Raw genomic sequence first — 19728 nt, forward strand, 5'->3', positions numbered from 1 at the left:
ATGGCGTGGCGCGCCGGCCAACGCACGCGTGCTCGCGCGCCTCGCCGAAAAGGTGCAAGCACTGTGCCAATGAACGCTTCTGGCATACGTATTGCCTGCTTCGCTTCGCGTTCAAAACAATCGAGAGCTGCGCCCATGAACCTGCTCGCCTATCTGGCCTACCAGACGATCGCGGACTCGACGAGGTTCGGGCGCGCCAGCGCGTCGTTCTCGCGTGCGGCGCTCGCGGCGTGGCCCGCGCTCGCGTGCGGATTCGATGCGCGCTATCTCGACGCCTGGTGGGAGCAAATCGAGCTTGCCGGGCTCTCGCACGCGCGTCCGCCGTTCGAAATCGGCGGGGTGGAGGTGGATGGCGTGCACACGCCGGTGACGGAAGCCGTCGTCAAGCGCACGCCGTTCGCCTCGCTGCTGCACTTTCGCAAGGACGTCGCCACGCCGCAGCCGCGCGTGCTGCTCGTCGCGCCGATGTCGGGGCACTTCGCGACGCTGCTGCGCGGCACCGTGCGCACCATGCTCGCCGACCACGACGTCTATATCACCGACTGGCACAACCCGCGCGATGTGCCCTTGTCGGCGGGGCGCTTCGGTTTCGACGAATATGTCGAGCACGTCATGTCCTTCATTCGGCGGATCGGCCCCGATGCGCATCTGGTGGCGATCTGCCAGCCGACGGTCGCGGCGCTCGCGGCCGTATCGTTGATGGCCGCCGACAACGATCCCGCGCAGCCCGCGAGCATGACGCTGATGGCGGGACCGATCGATTGCCGCGTGAATCCCACCAAGGTCAACGAACTCGCCAACAGCAAGCCGATCACGTGGTTCGAGCGCAATCTCATCAGCGCGGTGCCAGGCGGTTTTCCCGGCGCGCAGCGTCGTGTATATCCGGGTTTCGTGCAGCTCAGTGCGTTCATGTCGATGAACCTGGAGCGTCACCTGGCTTCGTTCGAGGAGATGCGCCACGAGCGGGCGAAGGGCGACCCCACGAGAGCGGATGCGCTCAACGTGTTCTACCGCGAGTACTTCGCCACGTCGGATCTCACGGCCGAGTTCTACCTGGAAACGGTCAGTTCGGTGTTTCAGGAATACGCACTGCCGCTAGGCAAGCTCAAGGTCGGCGAGCGCCTCGTGGAGCCGCATGCGATCCGCCGCACCGCGCTGCTCACGATCGAAGGCGAGAAGGACGATATCTGCGCGGTTGGCCAGACCGTGGCCGCCCATGACCTGTGCCGGGGGCTGCGCCCGTATATGAAGACGCATCATGTGCAGACGGGCGTAGGCCACTACGGCGTATTCAATGGCCGCCGCTGGGACACGCAAATCTATCCGCTCGTGCGTTCGACCATTCACGACCACGAACCGCGCGCGCGGCGCATCGCGGCGCCGGAGGCGGTAGGCGACGATCGGGTGACCCTGCGCGCGCTGCTCGACGCCGATGCGCATGCCGCGACGGCAATCAGCCGCGCCGCCGCAACATAGCCCAACCAGGGCGGGTGCATTACGTTATGGGGCTCGCTTGCCAGGTTGTCGGCGCGGGCACGGCGCAGGGCGCTTCCACATCGATCGACTTGAAGTCGGCGGGGCTCACGATTTCGAGGTACTCCATGTCGGGCGAGTAGTCGAAGAGATAGTGGGCGATGCCCGGCGCCTGATGCACGCAGTCTCCCGCTTCGACGAGCGTTTCCTTCTCGCCGTACATGAAGCGCGCCCAGCCCTTGAGCATGATGACGATATGAAAATCTGCCTCATGCCGGTGCCAGCCCGTGCCCAGTTCCGGCGCAAGATTTGCCCTGACGAGTTGCGCGACCACTTTTCCATGCGTGGCCTTGGCGATGCCCAGGTCGCGATAGACAAAGAAGTCGCGCAGCCCGCCGCTCGTGAACGACGTGTCCTGCGGCTTGACGTGCGAAAAGTCAGTAGCGAGTGCGGTTTGCATGACAGGTCTCCCGAGCACAAAGGTTGAAGGGGCAAGGGGTTCGGCAAGCACGACGCGTTCCAGCGTGAAACGGTGGATGTTCGCGTGCTTCAACGATATACGGAGCGTTATATCGATTCCGTTATTCACCACATAATGAATCGACATTTCGGCCTCGATTTTGACTGACCACTATTTGACCTTCCCATTCCCTGCTTCGGAGACCTCATGGCAACAACATTCGCTTGCGCGGCGGCGCGTTCACTGCGCGTCGTAGCAACGCTTTTCGCCGCGCTCGGCGCCTGTGCCGCGCTGAGCGCCACGGCGACCGCCGCGGCGCCGATGGGCGTCGCGTTCGTCTATCTCGGCAACCCCGGCGACGCAGGCTGGACCTATGCGCACGAACAGGGCGTGAAGGCGATCGAAGCGAAATTCGGCGACAAGATCAAGGTCACGCGCGTCGAGAACGTACCCGAATCCGCCGACTCGGAGCGCGTGTTTCGCGATCTCGCGAGCAAGGGCAACAAGATCATTGTAGGCTCGAGCTTCGGATTTCAGGACTTCGAACTGAAGACCGCAAAGGACTATCCCGACGTCGTCTTCGAGCATGCGACGGGCTACAAGAAGGCCGCGAACTTCGCCACCTATGACGTGCGCACGTACCAGAGCGCGTATCTGGCCGGCCTGGTTGGCGGCTATACGACGAAGACGAATACGCTCGGCTTCGTCGCCTCGGTGCCGGTGCCCGAAGTCGTGCGCAACATCAACGCCTTCACGATGGGCGCGCGTTCGGTCAATCCGAATGCGAAGGTCAAGGTTATCTGGATCAATAGCTGGTTCGATCCGGGTAAGGAGAAACAGGCGGCCGAAACGCTGATCGGACAGGGCGCGGACGTGCTGATCCAGAACACCGACTCGACGGCGACGATGCAGACGGCCGAGCAGAAGAAAGTGCACGCATTCGGTTGGGACTCCGATATGAAGAAGTTCGGCCCGAATGCCCAATTGGGGGCTTGCGTGAGTTACTGGGGCGTCTATTACTCTCACCTGATCGACCAGGTGCAAGCGGGCACGTGGACCAACACGCCGACGTGGTGGGGCCTCAAGGAAAAAGCCATCGACCTCGCCGACATCAACACCGCAACCGTCTCGCCTGCCGCGCAAAAGGCGCTCGCGCAAAAGCGCGACGACATCATCGCCGGCAAATTCGATCCGTTCGCGGGGCCGATCAAGGATCAGAGCGGCGCGATCAAGGTGGCGGCGGGCACGTCGCTGCCCGACGCCGAGTTGCTGCGGCTGAACTGGTTCGTACAGGGCGTAGACGGCGCGTTGCCGAAGTAACACCACTAACAAGGAGGAGACACGTTTTGAGCCTGACCAATCCCCCGCAACAGAACGCTTCGGCATTCCCTGAGCAAGGGCTCGCGCCGACGCGCGAACAGATCGTCCGCCATTTGCGGCACGCAAGCGTAGTCGCGGAACGCGCGACGCAGTTGGGCCATCACCCGTTCGGCGCCATTCTCGTCGGGCCCGATCAGGAATCGGTTCTCATCGAACAGGGTAATGTCGATACCGTCAATCACGCGGAAGCCGTGCTCGCGCGCATCGCCGCGCTCAACTTCACGCCGCAGTTCTTGTGGAGTTGCACGCTCTATACGACGGTCGAGCCGTGCTGCATGTGCGCGGGCACTGCTTATTGGGCGAACATCGGGCGCGTGGTGTTCGGCATGACCGAAGAGCGGCTGCTGCAGGCCACGGGCAATCACGCGGAGAACCCGACCATGAGCGTGTCGTCGCGCTATGTTTTCGATCATTGCCAGAAGCGCGTCGACCTGATCGGACCCGTAGCCGAGGTCGAAGAAGAAGTGATGCAGGTGCAGCGCAAATTTTGGGGACACTCTTGAGCGAAGGCTTCTGGCTGTAATCGCGCGTAATTGCGCTTTAACTCACCTGACCTATGCTTAACGCACCGGCATCCATTTGAACAGGAGAAACGCAAATGAAAGCTCGGCGCATCTTTGCAGCCCTGTTGGCTCTATCGCTTGTCCTGGCGCTGCCAGCCACCGCAAGTTACGCATGCGACGGTGGTACTGGTTATAACCAGCCAGGCTCTGGAAAATGAAGCGGTTATGTAATTAGCCGCATGCCTGCGCTTGCCAGGAAAACCGCCACCAAAAAACTTTTTTGCACCGCCGCATCGGGTATGCTCATCCCAATCCATCTCATTGATTGAGAGAGAAACAGGGGAGCGAAGACATGCGGCGCGTGGTGTTCAATCAGAAGGGTGGCGTAGGCAAGTCAACGATCGTTTGCAATCTCGCTGCGATCAGCGCGAACGAGGGGCGGCGTACGCTCGTCATCGACCTCGACGCGCAGGCGAATTCGAGCCAGTACCTGCTCGGCGCGGCTTCCGCCGACGCGAAGCCCAACGTCGCCGACTTCTTTGAAACCGCGCTGACGTTCAGCTTCCGGCCGATCGAGGTCACGTCGTTCATTCATTCGACACCCTTCGAGAATCTGGATGTAATGCCCGCGCATCCCGATCTCGACACGCTGCACGGGAAGCTCGAGTCGCGCTACAAGATCTACAAGCTGCGCGACGCGCTCAAAGAACTCGACATGTACGATGCGATCTACATCGACACGCCGCCTGCGCTGAACTTCTACACGCGCTCGGCGCTGATCGCGGTCGAGCGCTGCCTCATTCCATTCGACTGCGACGACTTCTCGCGCCGCGCACTCTATACGCTGCTCGAGAACGTGAAAGAAATTCAGCAGGACCACAATGCCGCGCTCACGGTCGAAGGCATCGTCATCAACCAGTTCCAGCCGCGCGCGAGCCTGCCGCAGCAACTTGTCGACGAACTCGTCGATGAAGGGTTGCCGGTGCTGTCGTCGCGGCTGTCTTCGTCGGTGAAGATTCGCGAATCGCATCAGCAGGCGAAGCCCGTTGTTCACCTCGATCCGGCGCACAAACTCACGCGCGAATTCGTCGCGCTCCATCAGGAACTGAGCGGGGCTTGAAGGGCAACACCGGACATCACCGGTTTACGCCCTCGGCGGAGTGTGCAAGTATCCCTCGCAGCGAGTCGCACCACGACTCTTGCTCTCTTGCGAGGTGCAGAATGGACTGGAGGTTCTGGAAGACAGAGAAGCGCCAGGAAGAGGCGCGCAACTGGCCCACCGATACGCATGAATCGATACGCCAACTCTTGAGCATGTATCAGGGCGTTGGCACGCCGCCGTTCACGAACTGGGCCGCGCCCGGCATCGCGTTCACACCCGAAGTCGAATCGATCGCCCAAAATGGGGTCAAGGGCTATCAGCTCGCCCTCTGGTTTTGGCTCTTTGCCGAGAAGCACGGCACCATCGCGGCGAGAATGGCGCGCGAAACGTTCTGCCTGCTAGCCGACGCGGCGCAGCCGTCGTCGGGAGAAGCGATCGATGCGCTCCTCGATCAGGAGAACCGCCTCGCGCACGCTGTCGAGGCGATTGCCTCCGGGCAGCGTGTGTTCAGTCTCGAAGGCATGAGCGTCGAGTTGCCGATGGAATTCTTTCTGGCCACCGGCACCCTCAGGCTCAGGCCCGACTCGCCTTATGCGGGGGATGCGGCCGCCTCCCTGCATGGCAACGACTACAAGCTGGCGGACTGCTTTCGCCACGCCACCGACGAAGCGCTGTCCGTTTTCCGGCCGATGATTCAGGCGGTCGAATTCGACGCGAAATCGTTGCCCAACTGGAAATGGAGCGCCCGGCCGGGCGCGGCTGAGCGGCACTTGCAGCGGCGCTACAGCAATCCGCTCTTTCCACTGCACCGGCAGATGGTGACGGCGCACGACGTGCATGAGGCGCGTCTTGCCGACAACCAGGCGCTGCAGGATATTCGCAACGAACTCAATGACGTGCGCCGCGCATTCTTCGAAAAGCCGGAGCTGCCGTTGAACTGGCTCGCATACCTCGAAAGCTATCGGGACGAAGTGGACCGGCTCGATGAACGCCGCCTGGTCGCCGGTGGGCAGAACGCGGCGCTCGGCGAAGCGATCGCGGCGCTGCGTGCCGACGTTCTGGCGCCGTGGCGCGCAGAGATTCAGAAGAATCGCCACAGCCTCGCCGCGCTCGAGCAGGACGAAGCGCGCAGGGCCGAACGGCGCTCACTGCTGTACGGTTGCGACTGGACCGCGCAATTGCTGAGTCACGGCTCGCTGATCCCGCCGGACGAAGTCGTTCCCGCTTTGCTGAGCGAATCTCCCGCGGATCTGGAGAAGGCGGTGACCGGCCTGCAGTCGGATCCACGTCTGCACGAAACGCTGGCGCACTGCAGGGCCGTTGCGCATCGGCTCGTGAACGAGCTGCGCGCGGCAGGTCACAACTTTCCCGATATGACCGACAAGCTGCGTATTCTGGACGGCACGTTCGCCGCTCCCCTGAACGGCCAGCACGAACGGCCGCTCGACGGCGCGCCGGGAGAAGTGCCGGCCTGAAGTTCGAGGCGGGCACCCGGCTAGTTAGCCAACGTCAGTCGCTAATGTCAGGTTTTCAGCCGGTAGCCCGTCTTGAAGATCCATGCGGTGATCGCGAGGAACAGCGCGAGAAAGGCGGCTGTCATGCCGAGACTCACGCCGACGTCGACATCCGCGAGCCCGTAGAAGCTCCAGCGAAAACCGCTGATGAGATAGACGATCGGGTTGAACAGCGTGATCACCTTCCACGCCGTAGGCAGCATGTCGACCGAGTAGAAGGCGCCGCCGAGGAAGGTCAGCGGTGTGATGACCAGGAGCGGCACGATTTGCAGCTTCTCGAAGTTGTCCGCCCAGATGCCGATGATGAAGCCGAGCAGGCTGAACGTGACCGCGGTGAGCAGCAGGAACAGCGCCATCCACACGGGATGCTGGATCTGGATCGGCACGAAGAGCGCCGCGGTCGCGAGGATGATGAGCCCGAGCACGACCGACTTGGTCGCCGCCGCGCCGACATAGCTGACCACGATTTCGAGGTAGGACACGGGCGCGGAGAGCAGCTCGTAGATCGTGCCCGTGAAGCGCGGGAAGTAGATGCCGAACGACGCGTTCGAGATGCTCTGCGACAGCAGCGAGAGCATGATCAGGCCCGGCACGATGAACGCGCCGTAGCTGACGCCGTTCACTTCCTTGATGCGCGAACCGATTGCCGAACCGAATACGATGAAGTAGAGCGAGGTCGAAATAACCGGCGCGACAATGCTCTGCATCAGCGTGCGCCGCGTGCGCGCCATTTCGAACCGGTAGATCGCGCGAATTGCGTAATGGTTCATCGGGAAGTTACCTGTCCTTTGCCGTCTTCTGCGACCGAATCTGGCGTGGGCCGTGAAGCGGCCGCCGGGTCTTTATGGACGAGACTCACGAAGATGTCCTCCAGTGAACTCTGGCTCGTTTTCAGGTCCGTGAAGCCGATGCCGGCCTCGTTCAGGTTCTTGAGCAGCGTCGTGATGATGTCGTTGCGTTCGTTTTCGCTGTCGTAGGTATAGGTGAGTTCGGAGCCGCCATCGGCCAGCTCCAGCCCCCAGGCGGCGAGCCCGTCCGGAATGGCGCGCAGCGGGGCGTCGAGCTGCAACGTCAGCTGTTTGCGGCCGAGCTTGCGCATGAGCTCGTCCTTGCGCTCGACGAGCATGATCTTCCCTGAGTTGATGACGCCGATGCGGTCGGCCATCTCCTCCGCCTCGTCGATGTAGTGCGTCGTCAGAATGATCGTCACGCCGTTCGCCTTGAGCCCGCGCACGAGTTCCCACATGTCGCGGCGCAACTCGACGTCCACACCCGCCGTCGGTTCGTCCAGAAACAGGACTTGCGGCTCGTGCGCGAGCGCCTTCGCGATCAGCACGCGGCGCTTCATGCCGCCCGAGAGCGTCATGATCTTGTTGTTCCGCTTCTCCCACAGCGAGAGATCGCGCAGCACGCGCTCGACATACGCGGGGTTGGGCGGCTTGCCGAACAGGCCGCGACTGAACGATACAGTGGCCCAGACCGTTTCGAACGCGTCGGTCGTCAGCTCCTGAGGCACGAGGCCGATCAGCGAGCGCGCGGCGCGGTAGTCGGTGAGGATATCGTGACCGGCCACGCGCACACTGCCTTCGCTCGCATTGACGATGCCGCAGATGATACTGATCAGCGTCGTCTTGCCCGCGCCATTCGGCCCCAGCAGCGCGAAGATTTCGCCCCGCTGAATGTCCAGATTGATGTTCGTGAGCGCCCGGAGTCCCGATGCATAGACTTTCGAGAGATTCTCGATGGAGAGGATCGTTTGCATGTGCGTGACATTACCAGAAGCCGGTAAAAGACACCGCGCGGACCCACGCGGGACATCGAACATCGCCAGGGAAAACCCTCTCGTGTCATTCCCATTCGCTGGGAATCGTATTTTTGATTTCTGGGAGTGACGTGGCATGCTGAGTGCATCAATTCAGCCTTCGTCATTCAGGTGAAACAGGAACCCGGTGTCACCGGCGCAGAGCGCCTGCTACTGGTGCTTTCGGCACTCGCGAGCCGCGGCAAGGCGATGTCCGCGAAGGACATGCTTGCGGCCACAGGGCTCGCGCAAAGCACACTTTACCGCCAGGTCGCGGTGCTCAAGCGCTGGGGCTTCGTGACTGAAGACGCCGGCTACTACGCGCCGGGCCCCATCAGTCTGCAGCTTGCGCTCGGCTTCGACGTCAATTCACTGCTTGTCGAATCGAGCCGCGAAGGCATGCTGCAACTCGCGCGGACCTCGCAGGAGAGCGTCGGCCTCGTCGTCGCCGTGAACGATCAGGTCGTCTGCCTCGAAATGGTCGAAAGCACGCATTCGCTGCGCTGCTCGTTCGAGAAGGGGCGCGCGGTTGCGCTCAAGGCCGGCGCGTCGGCCAAGTCGTTGCTCGCGTTCATGCACGAAAAGGCGCGCGGCGAGACGCTCGATCGCCTCTTCGCCGGCGACCTTCAGGGCCGCGCCGCCATGGAAGCGGAACTGGAGCAGATCCGCGCGCGCGGCTACGCGGTGAGCGAAAGCGAAGTCGACCCTGGCGTATGGGGCGTGAGTGCGCCTGTGTTCCGGCGCGTTGCGCGCGGCGCGGGCGCTAACGCGTCGATCACCTTGATGGCGCCGTCGTCGCGCGTGGCGGGCCGCGAGCTGCAGCTCGCCGACTGGACCTTGCGCACCGCGCACACCATTTCCGCCCGTCTGCAAACCGATTGACTGCAACGAACGAAGCCAAAGAACGAAGCCCAAAACCGCAGCGTCCCGAGAAACCACACAGGAGTCCAACATGAAACTGCACAAACTGCTGTCCGCCACGTGCGTCGCCCTCGCCATGTTCGCCGCCGCCGCTCCCGGCACCGCGAGCGCACAAGCGCAGAACGTCCTCCAGGTCGCGACCGACGCGACGTTCCCGCCGATGGAGTTCACGGAAAATGGTCAGCGCACCGGGTTCGACGTCGACCTGATGAACGCGCTCGCCAAGGCAATGGGCAAGCAGGTCCAATGGACCGACATCGACTTCAAGGGGCTGATTCCGGGTCTGATCGCGCACCGCTTCGACGCCGCGATCTCCGGCATCTACATCACGCCTGAACGCAGCCAGGTGGTGGACTTCACGCAGCCGTATTTCGCAGGCGGCCTCGTCGCGCTCGTGAAGGCCGACTCGCCCATCAAGACGCTCGCCGATCTCGACGGCAAGAAGGTCTCGGTGCAGGTCGGCACGAAGTCGGTGAACTTCCTGCGCGACAACTACCCGAAGGTCACGCGCGTCGAGGTCGAGAAGAATCAGGAAATGTTCGATCTCGTCGGCATCGGCCGCGCCGACGCCGCCGTGACCGGCAAGCCCGCCGCGTACCAGTTCGCCCGCACGCGCTCGGGCTTTCGCGTGCTCGACACGGAGCTGACGAAGGAAGCCTATGGCATTGCCGTGCGCAAGGACGAACCGCAACTGCGCGATTCGCTGAACGCTGCGCTTGCGAAGATCAAGGCGGACGGCACCTACGCCCAGATCGTGAACAAGTGGTTCGGCACGGGATCGAAGTGAAGCGGCGGATCTGATCCATGCAACTCGACTTCTCTCCGGCTATCGCCGGTTGGGCCGACATCGCTCACGGCGCGCTGGTCACGGTGGAAGTGACCGCCGCGGCGCTCGTGCTCAGCTGCTTGCTCGGCCTCCTGATCGGCATCGGCCGGCTCGCGCCGCAACGGCGGCTCATTTACGGCTTCTGCACGGGCTACCTCGTCTTCTTTCGCGGCACGCCGCTGCTCGTGCAGCTGTTCCTGCTGTTCTTCGGACTGCCGCAGTTCAACATCCTGCTGCCGGCGTTCGTCTGCGGCATGCTGGGGCTCGGGCTCTATTCGGCGGCCTATGTCTCGGAGATCGTGCGCGGCGCGATCCAGTCCGTCGATCGCGGGCAGATGGAAGCCGCGCGTTCGATCGGCATGTCGTCGGCGCAGGCCATGCGCGCGATCATCCTGCCGCAGGCCGTGGTTCGCATGATTCCGCCGCTAGGCAACGAATTCATCGCGCTCATCAAGAATTCCGCGCTGGTCTCGCTGCTGACGATCGACGACCTGATGCATGAAGGCCAGAAGATCATCAGCGTTTCGTATCGCTCGCTGGAGGTGTATCTCGTGATCGCGCTCGTCTATCTCGTGCTGACGCAGACGACTAACTATGCGCTGCATCGCGTCGAGCGCCGCTTGCGCGCAGGAGGGATGGTGCAATGAGCGCGCAACCGGATCCGATCGTCAGCATTCGCGGACTCAAGAAGTCGTTTGGTTCGCACCTCGTGCTCAACGGCATCGACTTCGACATTCAGCCGCAACAGGTGGTCGTGGTGATCGGCCCGAGCGGTTCGGGAAAGAGCACATTCCTGCGCTGCTGCAACGGGCTCGAGCAGCCCGAAGGCGGCACCGTCGATATCTGCGGTCATCGCCTCGTGGAAAACGGCGCGATGCTCAAGGACCGCGCGCTCAATGCGCTGCGTACCGAAGTCGGCATGGTGTTCCAGTCGTTCAACCTGTTCCCGCACCTCTCCGTGCTGCACAACATCACCGTTGGACCGCGCATGTTGCGAGGGGCTACGAAGGCGCAAGCCGAGTCCGCCGCGCTTGCGCTGCTCGAGAAAGTCGGGCTCGCGCACAAGGCGCATGTGATGCCGGCGAGCCTTTCGGGCGGGCAGAAGCAGCGTGTCGCCATTGCGCGTGCGCTCGCCATGCAGCCGCGCGTGATGTTGTTCGACGAGCCGACATCGGCTCTCGACCCGGAGCTGGTCGGCGAGGTGCTGCAGGTCATGAAGCTGCTGGCTTCCGAGGGCATGACGATGGTGGTCGTCACGCACGAGATGGGTTTCGCGAAGGAAGTGGCCGACGTCGTGGTGGTGATGGACGGCGGCGAGATCGTCGAGGCGGGGCCGCCTTCGACGATCTTCACCGCGCCGGCACAGCCGCGCACGCGCAGTTTCCTGCAAGCGGTGTTGTCGCGAGCATGAGCCAAGGTGCAAAAGTGACGCTGCTGCGCGGCGTCGATCTTGTGCCCGCGCCCTGGAAAAACGGCGGCGGCGTGACGCGTGAAATCGCGACGGCTTGCGCAGCGAGCGCGCTGCCCGATGGGTTCGCGTGGCGTGTGAGTCTCGCGGATATCGCGCAAGCCGGGCCGTTTTCGTGCTTCGCGGGCATAGACCGCACGCTCGTGTTGATCGACGGTGCCGCCTTGCAGTTGAATGAGGCGCGCGCAGGCGGGCAAGAGTCTCACGCCACGCATACGCTGAAACGCGTGCTGGACATCGCCCGCTTTGCCGGTGAAGCCGCAACCGATGCACGGATCGCCGCCGGGCCCGTGCGCGTGTTCAACCTGATGGTGCGCCGCGAGGCCGCGCGCGGCGCGCTCGAAGTGTGGCGCGAGGCAACGCGGCGCAGCGTGCATGCGCAGACCGTGTTGCTGCATGCCGTGCAACGTCAAGCCGAGGTGAGCGTGGCGGGCGAGGGCTTCATTGCGCTCGCGCCCGGCGACACGTTGCGCGTGGACGCGGAGCAAGCCGTGGACCTCGAAACGCGCGTCGAGGGCGCGCTGCTTGTCGCCACACTCGATATCGCGCAAGCCTGATTTCATGAGCACCCTGATTCCTCCGCTTTCCATGACGAACGCGCTCTTCGCGGATCATGCGTATTTGCCCGGCGGTTGGCGCCGCAATGTGCTGCTCGAATGGGACGCCACGGGCACGTTGCGCCGCGTGACGCCCGATCTGGCGCAAGTGCCTCAAGGCGTCGCGCACGCGCCGGGCCCGATCATGCCTGGCATGCCTAATCTCCATTCGCATGCGTTCCAGCGCGCGATGGCGGGCCTCACCGAATATCGCGCGAATCCGACCGACAGCTTCTGGAGCTGGCGCGACCTGATGTACCGCTTCGCGGCGCGCATCACGCCCGACGATCTTGCCGCGGTCGCAAGCTGGCTCTACGTGGAAATGCTCAAGGCGGGCTACACGTCCGTCTGCGAGTTTCACTACGTGCATCACGCGCAGGACGGCCAGCGTTATGCGAGCCCCGCCGAACTGGCGCAGCGTGTGGTGGACGCAGCGAGCGTGACAGGCATCGGCATGACCATGCTGCCCGTGCTCTACCAGTACAGCGGCTTCGGCGCGCAAGCGCCGCGCGACGATCAGCGGCGCTTCATCAACACGCCGGACCAGTTGCTCGGCATCGTCGAGGCGCTGCGTGCGTGGCGGCCCGAGCACGGCGCGTTGCGCTATGGCGTCGCGCCACATTCGTTGCGCGCGGTTTCGCAGGACTCGTTGCGCGTGCTGCTGGAAGGTCTGAACCACGCGTTTCCTCACGCGCCCGTGCATATCCACATCGCCGAACAGACGGCCGAGGTCGAGGCTTGCATGACGACCGAAGGCGCGCGGCCGGTGCAATGGCTGCTCGACCGGTTCGACGTGAACGCGCGCTGGTGCCTCGTCCATGCGACGCATATCGATGCGCGGGAGACCGCCGCGCTCGCACAGAGCGGTGCGATTGCGGGCCTGTGCCTCACGACCGAAGCGAATCTTGGCGACGGCATTTTCCCCGCGCGCGACTATCTCGATGCGGGCGGCGCGTTCGGCGTGGGCTCGGACAGCCATATCGGCGTGGACTGGCGCGCGGAGCTACGCTTGCTCGAATACGGTCAGCGGCTCGCACGGCGCGAGCGCAACGTGCTCGCGTCGCCCAAGACCGCGCAGGTGGCCGACCGTCTTTTCGACGCGGCGCTCGCGGGCGGCGCGCGCGCGACGGGGCGCGCGGTGGGCGCATTGCAGGAGGGCGCCCGCGCGGACTGGCTCGTGCTCGACGCGCAGCATCCGAACCTCGCGCAGCAGACGCCGCAAAGCTGGCTATCCTCAGTGGTGTTCTGCGAGCACGGCGAGACGCCGGTGCGCGACGTCTATGTGGGCGGCGAGCAGGTCGTTGCGCAGCGCCGCCACCGCGACGAAACGCGCCTGTACGCCGGCTATCGCAACGCGTTGAACCATCTCCTCGCCGGCGCTTGAGTGCGCGGCCAACCGAACGGAGCCCCCATGACCGACCTCTTTACGCTCGAACGCGGCACGGCGCCGCTGCTGATCTCGATTCCCCATCTCGGCACGCAGATTCCCGAGTCGCTGCGCGACGCTTATACGGACATCGCACTCACGGTCGCCGATACCGATTGGCATCTCGACCGCCTCTATGCGTTTGCGAAGACGCTGGGCGCGACGATACTCGGTGCGCGCGTGTCGCGCTATGTGATCGACCTGAACCGCCCGCCCAACGACGAAAGCCTGTATCCGGGGCAGACAACGACTTCGCTGTGCCCGACCGAAACGTTCCGTGGCGAGGCGCTCTATCGCGAGGGTCGCGCGCCTGATGCGCACGAGCGGCAACGCCGCGTCGCCGCGTACTGGCAGCCGTATCACGACGCGCTGCGCGCCGAGCTGCAGCGCCTGCGCGCACAGCACGCCAACGTGCTGCTGTGGGAAGCGCACTCGATTGCGAGCGTGCTGCCGCGGCTATTCGACGGCAAGCTGCCCGATCTGAACATCGGCACGCAGGACGGCCGCACGGCGGCGGCGCCGGTGCAGGCGGTGGTCGAGCGCGCGGCAGCCGCGAGCGACTTCACGTGGATCGCGAATGGCCGCTTCAAGGGCGGCTACAACACGCGTCATTACGGCGCGCCGCAGGACGGCGTACATGCCGTGCAACTCGAAATGTGCCAGTCGACGTACATGCGCGAGGCAGCGCCGTTCGACTACGCGCCTTTGCTCGCGCAGAAAGTCGAGCCGGTGGTGAGCAGGATGGTTGGCGGCGCGTTAGAGGCCGTGAAGGCGATGAACGCCTCCGCGGGCTGATTGCGCGGCGCGTGAATGCACTATTAAGCGAATCCCTACCTTTCACGCAGCCGCCGACATCAAAGGCGTTCCGGCGCGAGCGCGGTCTCGACGACCTCGTCGCCGTCGGCGCTCACGCGCCATGCGCTAGCGCCGTCGCGCCAGGCGAACACCCGATCGATGCGGGTATCGGCGTACAGCACCGCCGCGAAATCGTCGATCGCTACCGAGGGCGGCACGGCCCGCGCGCGCTGCGCGGCGTGCAGCGTTTCGCGCCGCTTCGGGTCGCTGCCGTAATGCACGGCGCAGCCGCCCGGGAGAAACCCCAGGCATGGCAGCGGGCGGTAGGCGCCGCCCCAGAACGAGTCGGTGAGTCCGGCCTCGAACCAGCACATCGCGCCTGCGCTCATGCCCGCAAGCAGAATGCCCTGCTGCCACGCTTCGCGCAGCACGCCGTCGAGCGCCCATTCGCGCCACACCGCGAGCGCGGATTTCGTATTGCCGCCGCCGACGAATATCGCGTCCTGCTGCAACAGGGCTTCGCGATAGCTGGACGGGTTGATCGACCGGGAATCGGGCTGGCGGAAGAACGCCAGGTGAGACGTGTTGCAGCCGAGGGCGCCATACATTTCGTGAAAACGGTCGACATGCGCGGGCAGATCGCCGCTTGGCGTGGCGAGAAAACAGACGGCCGGTTGTGCCTTCGCGGTTAAATCGCGAATGAGTCGATCGACCGGGGACGGCGTGCTCTCCATCATGAAGCCGCCGCCGCCGATTGCGAGGATTTGCCGCATGCGCGCTCCACGTATGGCGAATGGCCGATGATAGCGCGGTGCCTGGCGCATTCGGGTTTGCCCCGTTCCGCGCGCCGCTCAGCGCGGGAAAGTACTCAGTTGTGCGGGCTACGATCGCGCTGCCGATCGTAGTATTCTCTAGCGACGCGGCCTCGGGGGGGCGCTGATGTGCCATCGCGAAGCAGTCGAGACATCCACATAAAGAGGAGAGTTTGAATGAAGTTGAAGAAGCTCCTGTTCACAAGCGCGCTTGCCGTATCGGCACTCGGATTTACCGCCCTTTCCGCCCATGCGGAAGATCTGCTGGATTCGGTCAAACAGGCCGGGGTGCTCAAGATCGGTCTGGAAGGCACCTATCCCCCGTTCGATTCCCGTGACAGCAAGGGCGACCTCGTCGGCTTCGACGTGGACGTCGCGAAGGCAGTGGCGGCCAAGCTTGGGGTCAAGCCCGAGTTCATTCCGACCGAGTGGAGCGGCATTATTGCGGCGCTGCAGGCCGGCAAGTTCGACGTGATCGTCAATCAGGTGACCGTTACGCCGCAACGCCAGCAGGCGCTCGACTTCAGCCAGCCGTACACGTACTCGGCTGCGCAGCTGATCCAGCGCTCCGACGACAAACGCGAATTCAAGACGCTCGACGAATTCAAGGGCGACAAGAAGCTCGGCGTGACGCTCGGCACCAACTATGACCAGATGGCGCGCGCTGTGCCGGGCATCAACGTGCAGACGTACCCCGGCGCGCCCGAGAAGCTGCGCGACCTGGCCGCGAAGCGCATCGACGCGACGATGGACGACCGTCTGATGCTGCCGTACATCATCAAGACGTCGAATCTCCCGCTGCGTCCGGGCGCTGTGTTGCCGGGCGCCGATCAGGAAATGGCCATTCCGTTCCGCAAGGGCAATCCGAAGTTCGAGAAGGCGATCAACGACGCGCTTACCTCGCTCAAGCAGGACGGCACGCTCAAGAAAATCTCCATGCAGTGGTTCGGCCAGGACGTGACCCAACCGCTCGCGCACTAACGCTAAACGCATTTCGCAATACTCGCGCCGGCCGAATTCCTGGCCGGCGCGATCGTTTCAACACTCCTTCCTATCGCGCCGCCTGCGTCCTGGTACGCATCTTCGCGACCTCTGCTGCACCCACCGAGCCTGCCTTGTTGTTCCAGCCCGCGCGAACGAACGTGAGCACATCGGCGATCTGCTTGTCGCTTAGGACATCTGTATAAGCGGGCATGGGGTACGGCGCGGGCATGCCCTGGATCACGAGATCGCCCGTGCCGTTGAGCGTGACGTTGATGAGCGACGACGCGTCCTTCTCCAGCACGTTCGGATTGCCCGCGAGCGGCGCGAACATCGGCGCGAAGCCGCGCCCGTCGGCGCCGTGGCAATGCATGCAATACGCCGTGTAGACGCGCGCGCCCGCATCGTTCGCCGGACGCGAGAGCGACACTTTCGTCGCCTGCGCGTCATAGGCGTAGGCCGGTCCGCCGTCGTCGCCCTTCGCCGGCAGCGACTTCAGGTAGACCGCGATCGCGTTGACGTCCGCGTCGTTCATGCTCTGGGTGCTCTTGTTGATCACGTCGGTCATCGCGCCGAACGCTGAGGCGTGCTGGTTCGCGCCCGTCTTCAGGAACTGTGCGAGGTCGGCTTCGCTCCAGCGCCCGAGGCCCGTGTTGTGCGCGCCGGTCAGGTTCGAGGCGAACCAGCCGTCGAGCAGGGCGCCCGTGAGCCAGGCGTCGCCGCTTTCGTCGAGCGCCTTCTCGTTGAAGCCGATGCCGCGCGGCGTGTGGCACGAGCCGCAATGGCCGAGACCCTGCACGAGGTACGCGCCGCGGTTCCATGCCACGTCCTTGCCCGCTTTGTCCTGGTACGCGCCTTTTTCGAGGAAGACGGCGTTCCAGATCTTGAGCGGCCAGCGCATGTTCATCGGCCACTTGATGTCGGCGTCGCGGTTGCTCTGCTTGACGGGTTGCACGCCTTGCATGAAGTACGCGTAGAGCGCGGCGACGTCCTCGTCGCGCACCTTCGCATACGAGGGATAAGGCATCGCCGGATAGAGGTTGTGGCCGTCCTTGGCGACGCCCTCGCGCATGGCGCGCGCGAAGTCCGCTTGCGTGTAGCCGCCAATGCCGGTGTCCGGGTCGGGCGTGATGTTGGTCGAGTAGATGCGCCCAAGCGGCGTGGTCATCGGCAGGCCGCCTGCAAACGGCTTGCCGTGCGGCGCGGTGTGGCACGCCGCGCAGTCGCCCACGGCGGCGAGGTAGGCGCCGTGCTGGATCGTGGCGGCGTCCGCAGCGGCCGCCGCGAGGGCGGGGCGCGCAGTCACGCCCGCAAACGCTGCTAGCGCGAGCGTGGCACCCGCAAAGCGGCGCAGGCCGCGGGCTCGTTGGGATGCGTCGATCGTTTTCGTCATGGTTCGCTCCCTCAAGCCGACTGTGCGGACGCGCCCGCGTTCACGAGCTGGCGACCCACGGGCAAGTGCCGCAGACGCTTTCCGGTCGCCGCGTAGATCGCATTCGTGACGGCCGGTATGACCGCCGAGGTGCCGGGTTCGCCGATACCGCCGGGCGCTTCGGCGCTTTTCACGAGATGCACTTCGATGACCGGCGTCTGGTCGATGCGCATGATCCGGTAGTCGGTGAAGTTGGTTTGCGTGACGCGTCCGCGCTCGATCGTAATCTCGCCCCACAGCGCGGCCGTGATGCCGAATACGATGCCGCCCTGGATCTGCGCCTCGATGGTCTCGGGATTCACTGCCATGCCGCAATCCACGGCGCAGACCACGCGGTTCACGCGGACCTCGCCGTCGTCAACGGTCACGTCCGCGACCATGCTGAGGAAGCTGCCGAACGCGTGCATCACCGAAACGCCGCGTCCCTGGCCCTTCGGCAAGGGTGGGCCCCAGTTCGCGGCGCGCGTGGCCACGTCGAGCACGTTGAGCGCGCGCGGCGACTTGCCGAGCAGGTTGCGGCGGTAGGTGACCGGATCGGTTTTCGCTGCCACGGCCAGCTCGTCGACGAAGCTCTCCACCACGAACGTGCCGCGCGTGGGCCCCACGCCGCGCCAGAACGCGGTGGGCACCGCGTGCGGTTCCTGGCGCACGTATTCGATCAACTGGTTCGGCAGGTCGTAGGGGAGGTCGGCGGCGACTTCGACGGCGTCGGGGTCGACGCCGTGCTGGAACGCGGGGGGCGCAAAGCGCGCCATGATCGAGGAGCCCGCGATGCGATGCTGCCAGGCCACGGGCTTGCCGTTCGCGTCGAGCCCGGCCGAGAGACGGTCGTAGTAATACGGCCGGTACATGTCGTGCTGGATATCTTCTTCGCGCGTATAGAAGACCTTGACCGGCACGCCGAGCTGTTTGGCGATCTTGACGGCCTGGGTAATGAAATCGGTTTCGAGTCGCCGCCCGAAGCCGCCGCCAAGCAGGTGATTGTGCAGCGTGACCTGCTCGGGCTTCAGACCCGTGACGGCCACGGCCGCATCCACGGCTCGCGTGGGCACCTGGCTGCCCACCCAGATTTCGCAGCTATCGGGCTGCACGTGGACGGTGCAGTTGACCGGCTCCATCGTTGCGTGCGCAAGAAACGGCTGCTGATAAACGGCGTCGATGCGCGTTTTTGCGGTGCCGAATCCCTGCTGCACGTCGCCGTCCTTGCGCGCGACGGCGCCTTCGCGTTGCGAGGCGCCCGCGAGATCGGCGACGATCTGCTGCATCGAAACGGTCGCGCCCGCGCCTTCGTTCCACTCGACGACGAGCGCCGCGGCGCCTCGTTTCGCGGCCCACGTGTGCGCGCCGATCACGGCCACGGCGTTGTCAATCTTCACGATCTGCGTGACGCCGGGAACCTGCTTCGCGTGCGTGTCGTCGACCTTCGCGAGCGTGCCGCCGAACACAGGGCAGTTCACGATGGCGGCGTAGACCATGTCGGGCAGGCGCACGTCGAGGCCGAAAAGCGCCGCGCCGTCCACCTTCTCGGGCGAGTCGAGGCGCTTTGTGGGCTTGCCGACCAGCGTGAAGTCTTTCGGGTCCTTGAGCGCGACCTTCTGCGGCACGGGCAGATGGGCGGCCGCATCGACGAGCTGGCCATAGGCGATGCGCCGGCCGCTCGCGTCGTGCAACACCTCGCCCGCTTTGGCGTGGCAGGTGGCCGGATCGACTTGCCACTGCTGCGCCGCCGCCTGGATCAGAACGGTGCGCGCGGCGGCGCCCGCTTCGCGCATGGGCTGCCAGGCAAAGCGAATCGACGTCGAGCCGCCCGTAAGCTGGCCGCCGAGCAGCGGATCGGTAAAGAGCTTCGCATTGGGCGGCGCGTGATCGATCGTGACGCTATCGAGCGGCACTTCGAGTTCTTCCGCGATCAGCATCGGAATCGATGTGTACACGCCTTGCCCCATCTCCACCTTCGGGACGATGAGCGTGACCTTGCCCGAGCGGTCAATCTGGACGAACGCGTTCGGCTCGAACACGCCGTCTTGCGGGGCTTCGTTGCCGTCGCCGCCAACGACCGATCGACGCGTCTGGCTGTCGCCCTGCGCGCCGGCAGAAAAGCTGATCCCGAGCAGCAGGCCGCCGCCCGCCGCCGCGCCGAGCTTGAGAAAAGTGCGGCGCGAGAATTGGCCGCTTGCGGTGACATGCTGCTTGCGTTCTGGCGCGCCGTTTTGCGCATCGAGGAGACCCTGTGACATC

The 19728-nt window shown here is 64.5% G+C and carries 19 protein-coding genes; 13 read left to right on the forward strand and 6 right to left on the reverse strand.

Annotation, left to right across the window (positions count from 1 at the left end; all coding sequences use genetic code 11):
* Positions 1–135 precede the first annotated feature (135 nt).
* On the forward strand, positions 136–1476 hold the full coding sequence (locus E1N52_RS12470; protein ID WP_133183093.1) for a polyhydroxyalkanoate depolymerase: 1341 nt from the start codon (positions 136–138) through the stop codon (positions 1474–1476).
* A 19-nt stretch (positions 1477–1495) separates the two neighbouring features.
* Here the strand turns inward: E1N52_RS12470 and E1N52_RS12475 are convergent, their stop codons facing one another.
* Entirely contained in the window at positions 1496–1933 is a 438-nt protein-coding gene (locus E1N52_RS12475; protein ID WP_133183094.1) for a cupin domain-containing protein, read from the reverse strand.
* A 207-nt stretch (positions 1934–2140) separates the two neighbouring features.
* Here E1N52_RS12475 and E1N52_RS12480 point away from each other — a divergent pair, with 207 nt between their 5' ends.
* The 4 genes from E1N52_RS12480 (at position 2141) to E1N52_RS12495 (ending at position 6393) form a co-directional block, all read left to right on the forward strand.
* Complete coding sequence (locus E1N52_RS12480) at positions 2141–3253, forward strand: BMP family ABC transporter substrate-binding protein (protein ID WP_133183095.1); 1113 nt, start codon at positions 2141–2143, stop codon at positions 3251–3253.
* Positions 3254–3279: 26 nt separating this feature from the next.
* Positions 3280–3816 (forward strand): nucleoside deaminase, encoded by a 537-nt coding sequence (locus tag E1N52_RS12485; RefSeq protein ID WP_133183096.1) that lies wholly within the window; start codon positions 3280–3282, stop codon positions 3814–3816.
* A 352-nt stretch (positions 3817–4168) separates the two neighbouring features.
* Complete coding sequence (locus E1N52_RS12490; RefSeq protein WP_133183097.1) at positions 4169–4936, forward strand: ParA family protein; 768 nt, start codon at positions 4169–4171, stop codon at positions 4934–4936.
* 101 nt (positions 4937–5037) lie between these two features.
* Positions 5038–6393 carry a tryptophan leader peptide gene (locus E1N52_RS12495; protein ID WP_246089040.1) on the forward strand — a complete coding sequence of 452 codons (1356 nt, stop codon included), beginning with the start codon at positions 5038–5040 and terminating at the stop codon, positions 6391–6393.
* 47 nt (positions 6394–6440) lie between these two features.
* On the opposite strand, the gene E1N52_RS12500 is transcribed toward E1N52_RS12495, so the two are convergent.
* Both E1N52_RS12500 and E1N52_RS12505 read right to left on the reverse strand, forming a co-directional pair.
* Positions 6441–7202, reverse strand: coding sequence for an ABC transporter permease (locus E1N52_RS12500; protein WP_042270119.1), 762 nt, complete (start codon positions 7200–7202; stop codon positions 6441–6443).
* A complete protein-coding gene (locus tag E1N52_RS12505; RefSeq protein WP_133183098.1) occupies positions 7199–8194 on the reverse strand; it encodes an ABC transporter ATP-binding protein in 996 nt (331 codons plus the stop codon). The genes E1N52_RS12500 and E1N52_RS12505 overlap by 4 nt, the downstream gene beginning before the upstream one ends.
* A gap of 171 nt (positions 8195–8365) precedes the next feature.
* Between E1N52_RS12505 and E1N52_RS12510 the strand changes: the two genes are divergently transcribed.
* The 7 genes from E1N52_RS12510 to hutG all read left to right on the forward strand — a co-directional run bounded on the left by E1N52_RS12510 (position 8366) and on the right by hutG (position 14265).
* Complete coding sequence (locus E1N52_RS12510; RefSeq protein WP_133183099.1) at positions 8366–9115, forward strand: IclR family transcriptional regulator; 750 nt, start codon at positions 8366–8368, stop codon at positions 9113–9115.
* Between the two features lie 70 nt (positions 9116–9185).
* Positions 9186–9941 carry a transporter substrate-binding domain-containing protein gene (locus E1N52_RS12515; protein WP_133183100.1) on the forward strand — a complete coding sequence of 252 codons (756 nt, stop codon included), beginning with the start codon at positions 9186–9188 and terminating at the stop codon, positions 9939–9941.
* Positions 9942–9958: 17 nt separating this feature from the next.
* Positions 9959–10627 (forward strand): amino acid ABC transporter permease, encoded by a 669-nt coding sequence (locus tag E1N52_RS12520; protein ID WP_133183101.1) that lies wholly within the window; start codon positions 9959–9961, stop codon positions 10625–10627.
* Positions 10624–11391, forward strand: coding sequence for an amino acid ABC transporter ATP-binding protein (locus tag E1N52_RS12525; protein ID WP_133183102.1), 768 nt, complete (start codon positions 10624–10626; stop codon positions 11389–11391). Before E1N52_RS12520 ends, E1N52_RS12525 begins: the two co-directional genes overlap by 4 nt.
* Entirely contained in the window at positions 11388–12005 is a 618-nt protein-coding gene (locus tag E1N52_RS12530; protein WP_133183103.1) for a HutD/Ves family protein, read from the forward strand. Before E1N52_RS12525 ends, E1N52_RS12530 begins: the two co-directional genes overlap by 4 nt.
* Positions 12006–12009: 4 nt before the next feature.
* On the forward strand, positions 12010–13428 hold the full coding sequence (locus tag E1N52_RS12535) for a formimidoylglutamate deiminase (RefSeq protein ID WP_425468045.1): 1419 nt from the start codon (positions 12010–12012) through the stop codon (positions 13426–13428).
* Positions 13429–13455: 27 nt separating this feature from the next.
* Positions 13456–14265 carry an N-formylglutamate deformylase gene (hutG, locus tag E1N52_RS12540; protein ID WP_133183104.1) on the forward strand — a complete coding sequence of 270 codons (810 nt, stop codon included), beginning with the start codon at positions 13456–13458 and terminating at the stop codon, positions 14263–14265.
* A gap of 59 nt (positions 14266–14324) precedes the next feature.
* Here the strand turns inward: hutG and E1N52_RS12545 are convergent, their stop codons facing one another.
* Positions 14325–15038, reverse strand: a complete 714-nt coding sequence (locus E1N52_RS12545) for a Type 1 glutamine amidotransferase-like domain-containing protein (RefSeq protein WP_133183105.1) — start codon at positions 15036–15038, stop codon at positions 14325–14327.
* Positions 15039–15254: 216 nt separating this feature from the next.
* Between E1N52_RS12545 and E1N52_RS12550 the strand changes: the two genes are divergently transcribed.
* Positions 15255–16058 (forward strand): transporter substrate-binding domain-containing protein, encoded by an 804-nt coding sequence (locus E1N52_RS12550; protein WP_133183106.1) that lies wholly within the window; start codon positions 15255–15257, stop codon positions 16056–16058.
* Positions 16059–16128: 70 nt separating this feature from the next.
* Here E1N52_RS12550 and E1N52_RS12555 read toward each other — a convergent pair whose 3' ends face one another.
* Together E1N52_RS12555 and E1N52_RS12560 are read right to left on the reverse strand one after the other, a co-directional pair.
* A complete protein-coding gene (locus E1N52_RS12555; RefSeq protein WP_133183107.1) occupies positions 16129–17451 on the reverse strand; it encodes a c-type cytochrome in 1323 nt (440 codons plus the stop codon).
* Between the two features lie 11 nt (positions 17452–17462).
* A complete protein-coding gene (locus E1N52_RS12560; protein ID WP_133183108.1) occupies positions 17463–19727 on the reverse strand; it encodes a xanthine dehydrogenase family protein molybdopterin-binding subunit in 2265 nt (754 codons plus the stop codon).
* Between the last annotated feature and the right edge of the window lies 1 nt (position 19728).

Source organism: Paraburkholderia guartelaensis, assembly GCF_004353905.1.
GTDB classification, from domain to species: domain Bacteria; phylum Pseudomonadota; class Gammaproteobacteria; order Burkholderiales; family Burkholderiaceae; genus Paraburkholderia; species Paraburkholderia guartelaensis.

Coding starts and splice junctions, on each gene's coding strand:
- E1N52_RS12480 (WP_133183095.1), top strand. CDS start 2,141: ATGGCAACAACATTCGCTTGCGCGGCGGCGCGTTCACTGCGCGTCGTA.
- E1N52_RS12555 (WP_133183107.1), bottom strand. CDS start 17,451: ATGACGAAAACGATCGACGCATCCCAACGAGCCCGCGGCCTGCGCCGC.
- E1N52_RS12500 (WP_042270119.1), bottom strand. CDS start 7,202: ATGAACCATTACGCAATTCGCGCGATCTACCGGTTCGAAATGGCGCGC.
- E1N52_RS12560 (WP_133183108.1), bottom strand. CDS start 19,727: ATGTCACAGGGTCTCCTCGATGCGCAAAACGGCGCGCCAGAACGCAAG.
- E1N52_RS12490 (WP_133183097.1), top strand. CDS start 4,169: ATGCGGCGCGTGGTGTTCAATCAGAAGGGTGGCGTAGGCAAGTCAACG.
- E1N52_RS12520 (WP_133183101.1), top strand. CDS start 9,959: ATGCAACTCGACTTCTCTCCGGCTATCGCCGGTTGGGCCGACATCGCT.
- E1N52_RS12550 (WP_133183106.1), top strand. CDS start 15,255: ATGAAGTTGAAGAAGCTCCTGTTCACAAGCGCGCTTGCCGTATCGGCA.
- E1N52_RS12535 (WP_425468045.1), top strand. CDS start 12,010: ATGAGCACCCTGATTCCTCCGCTTTCCATGACGAACGCGCTCTTCGCG.
- E1N52_RS12515 (WP_133183100.1), top strand. CDS start 9,186: ATGAAACTGCACAAACTGCTGTCCGCCACGTGCGTCGCCCTCGCCATG.
- E1N52_RS12505 (WP_133183098.1), bottom strand. CDS start 8,194: ATGCAAACGATCCTCTCCATCGAGAATCTCTCGAAAGTCTATGCATCG.
- E1N52_RS12525 (WP_133183102.1), top strand. CDS start 10,624: ATGAGCGCGCAACCGGATCCGATCGTCAGCATTCGCGGACTCAAGAAG.
- E1N52_RS12495 (WP_246089040.1), top strand. CDS start 5,038: ATGGACTGGAGGTTCTGGAAGACAGAGAAGCGCCAGGAAGAGGCGCGC.
- E1N52_RS12545 (WP_133183105.1), bottom strand. CDS start 15,038: ATGCGGCAAATCCTCGCAATCGGCGGCGGCGGCTTCATGATGGAGAGC.
- E1N52_RS12470 (WP_133183093.1), top strand. CDS start 136: ATGAACCTGCTCGCCTATCTGGCCTACCAGACGATCGCGGACTCGACG.
- E1N52_RS12475 (WP_133183094.1), bottom strand. CDS start 1,933: ATGCAAACCGCACTCGCTACTGACTTTTCGCACGTCAAGCCGCAGGAC.
- hutG (WP_133183104.1), top strand. CDS start 13,456: ATGACCGACCTCTTTACGCTCGAACGCGGCACGGCGCCGCTGCTGATC.
- E1N52_RS12530 (WP_133183103.1), top strand. CDS start 11,388: ATGAGCCAAGGTGCAAAAGTGACGCTGCTGCGCGGCGTCGATCTTGTG.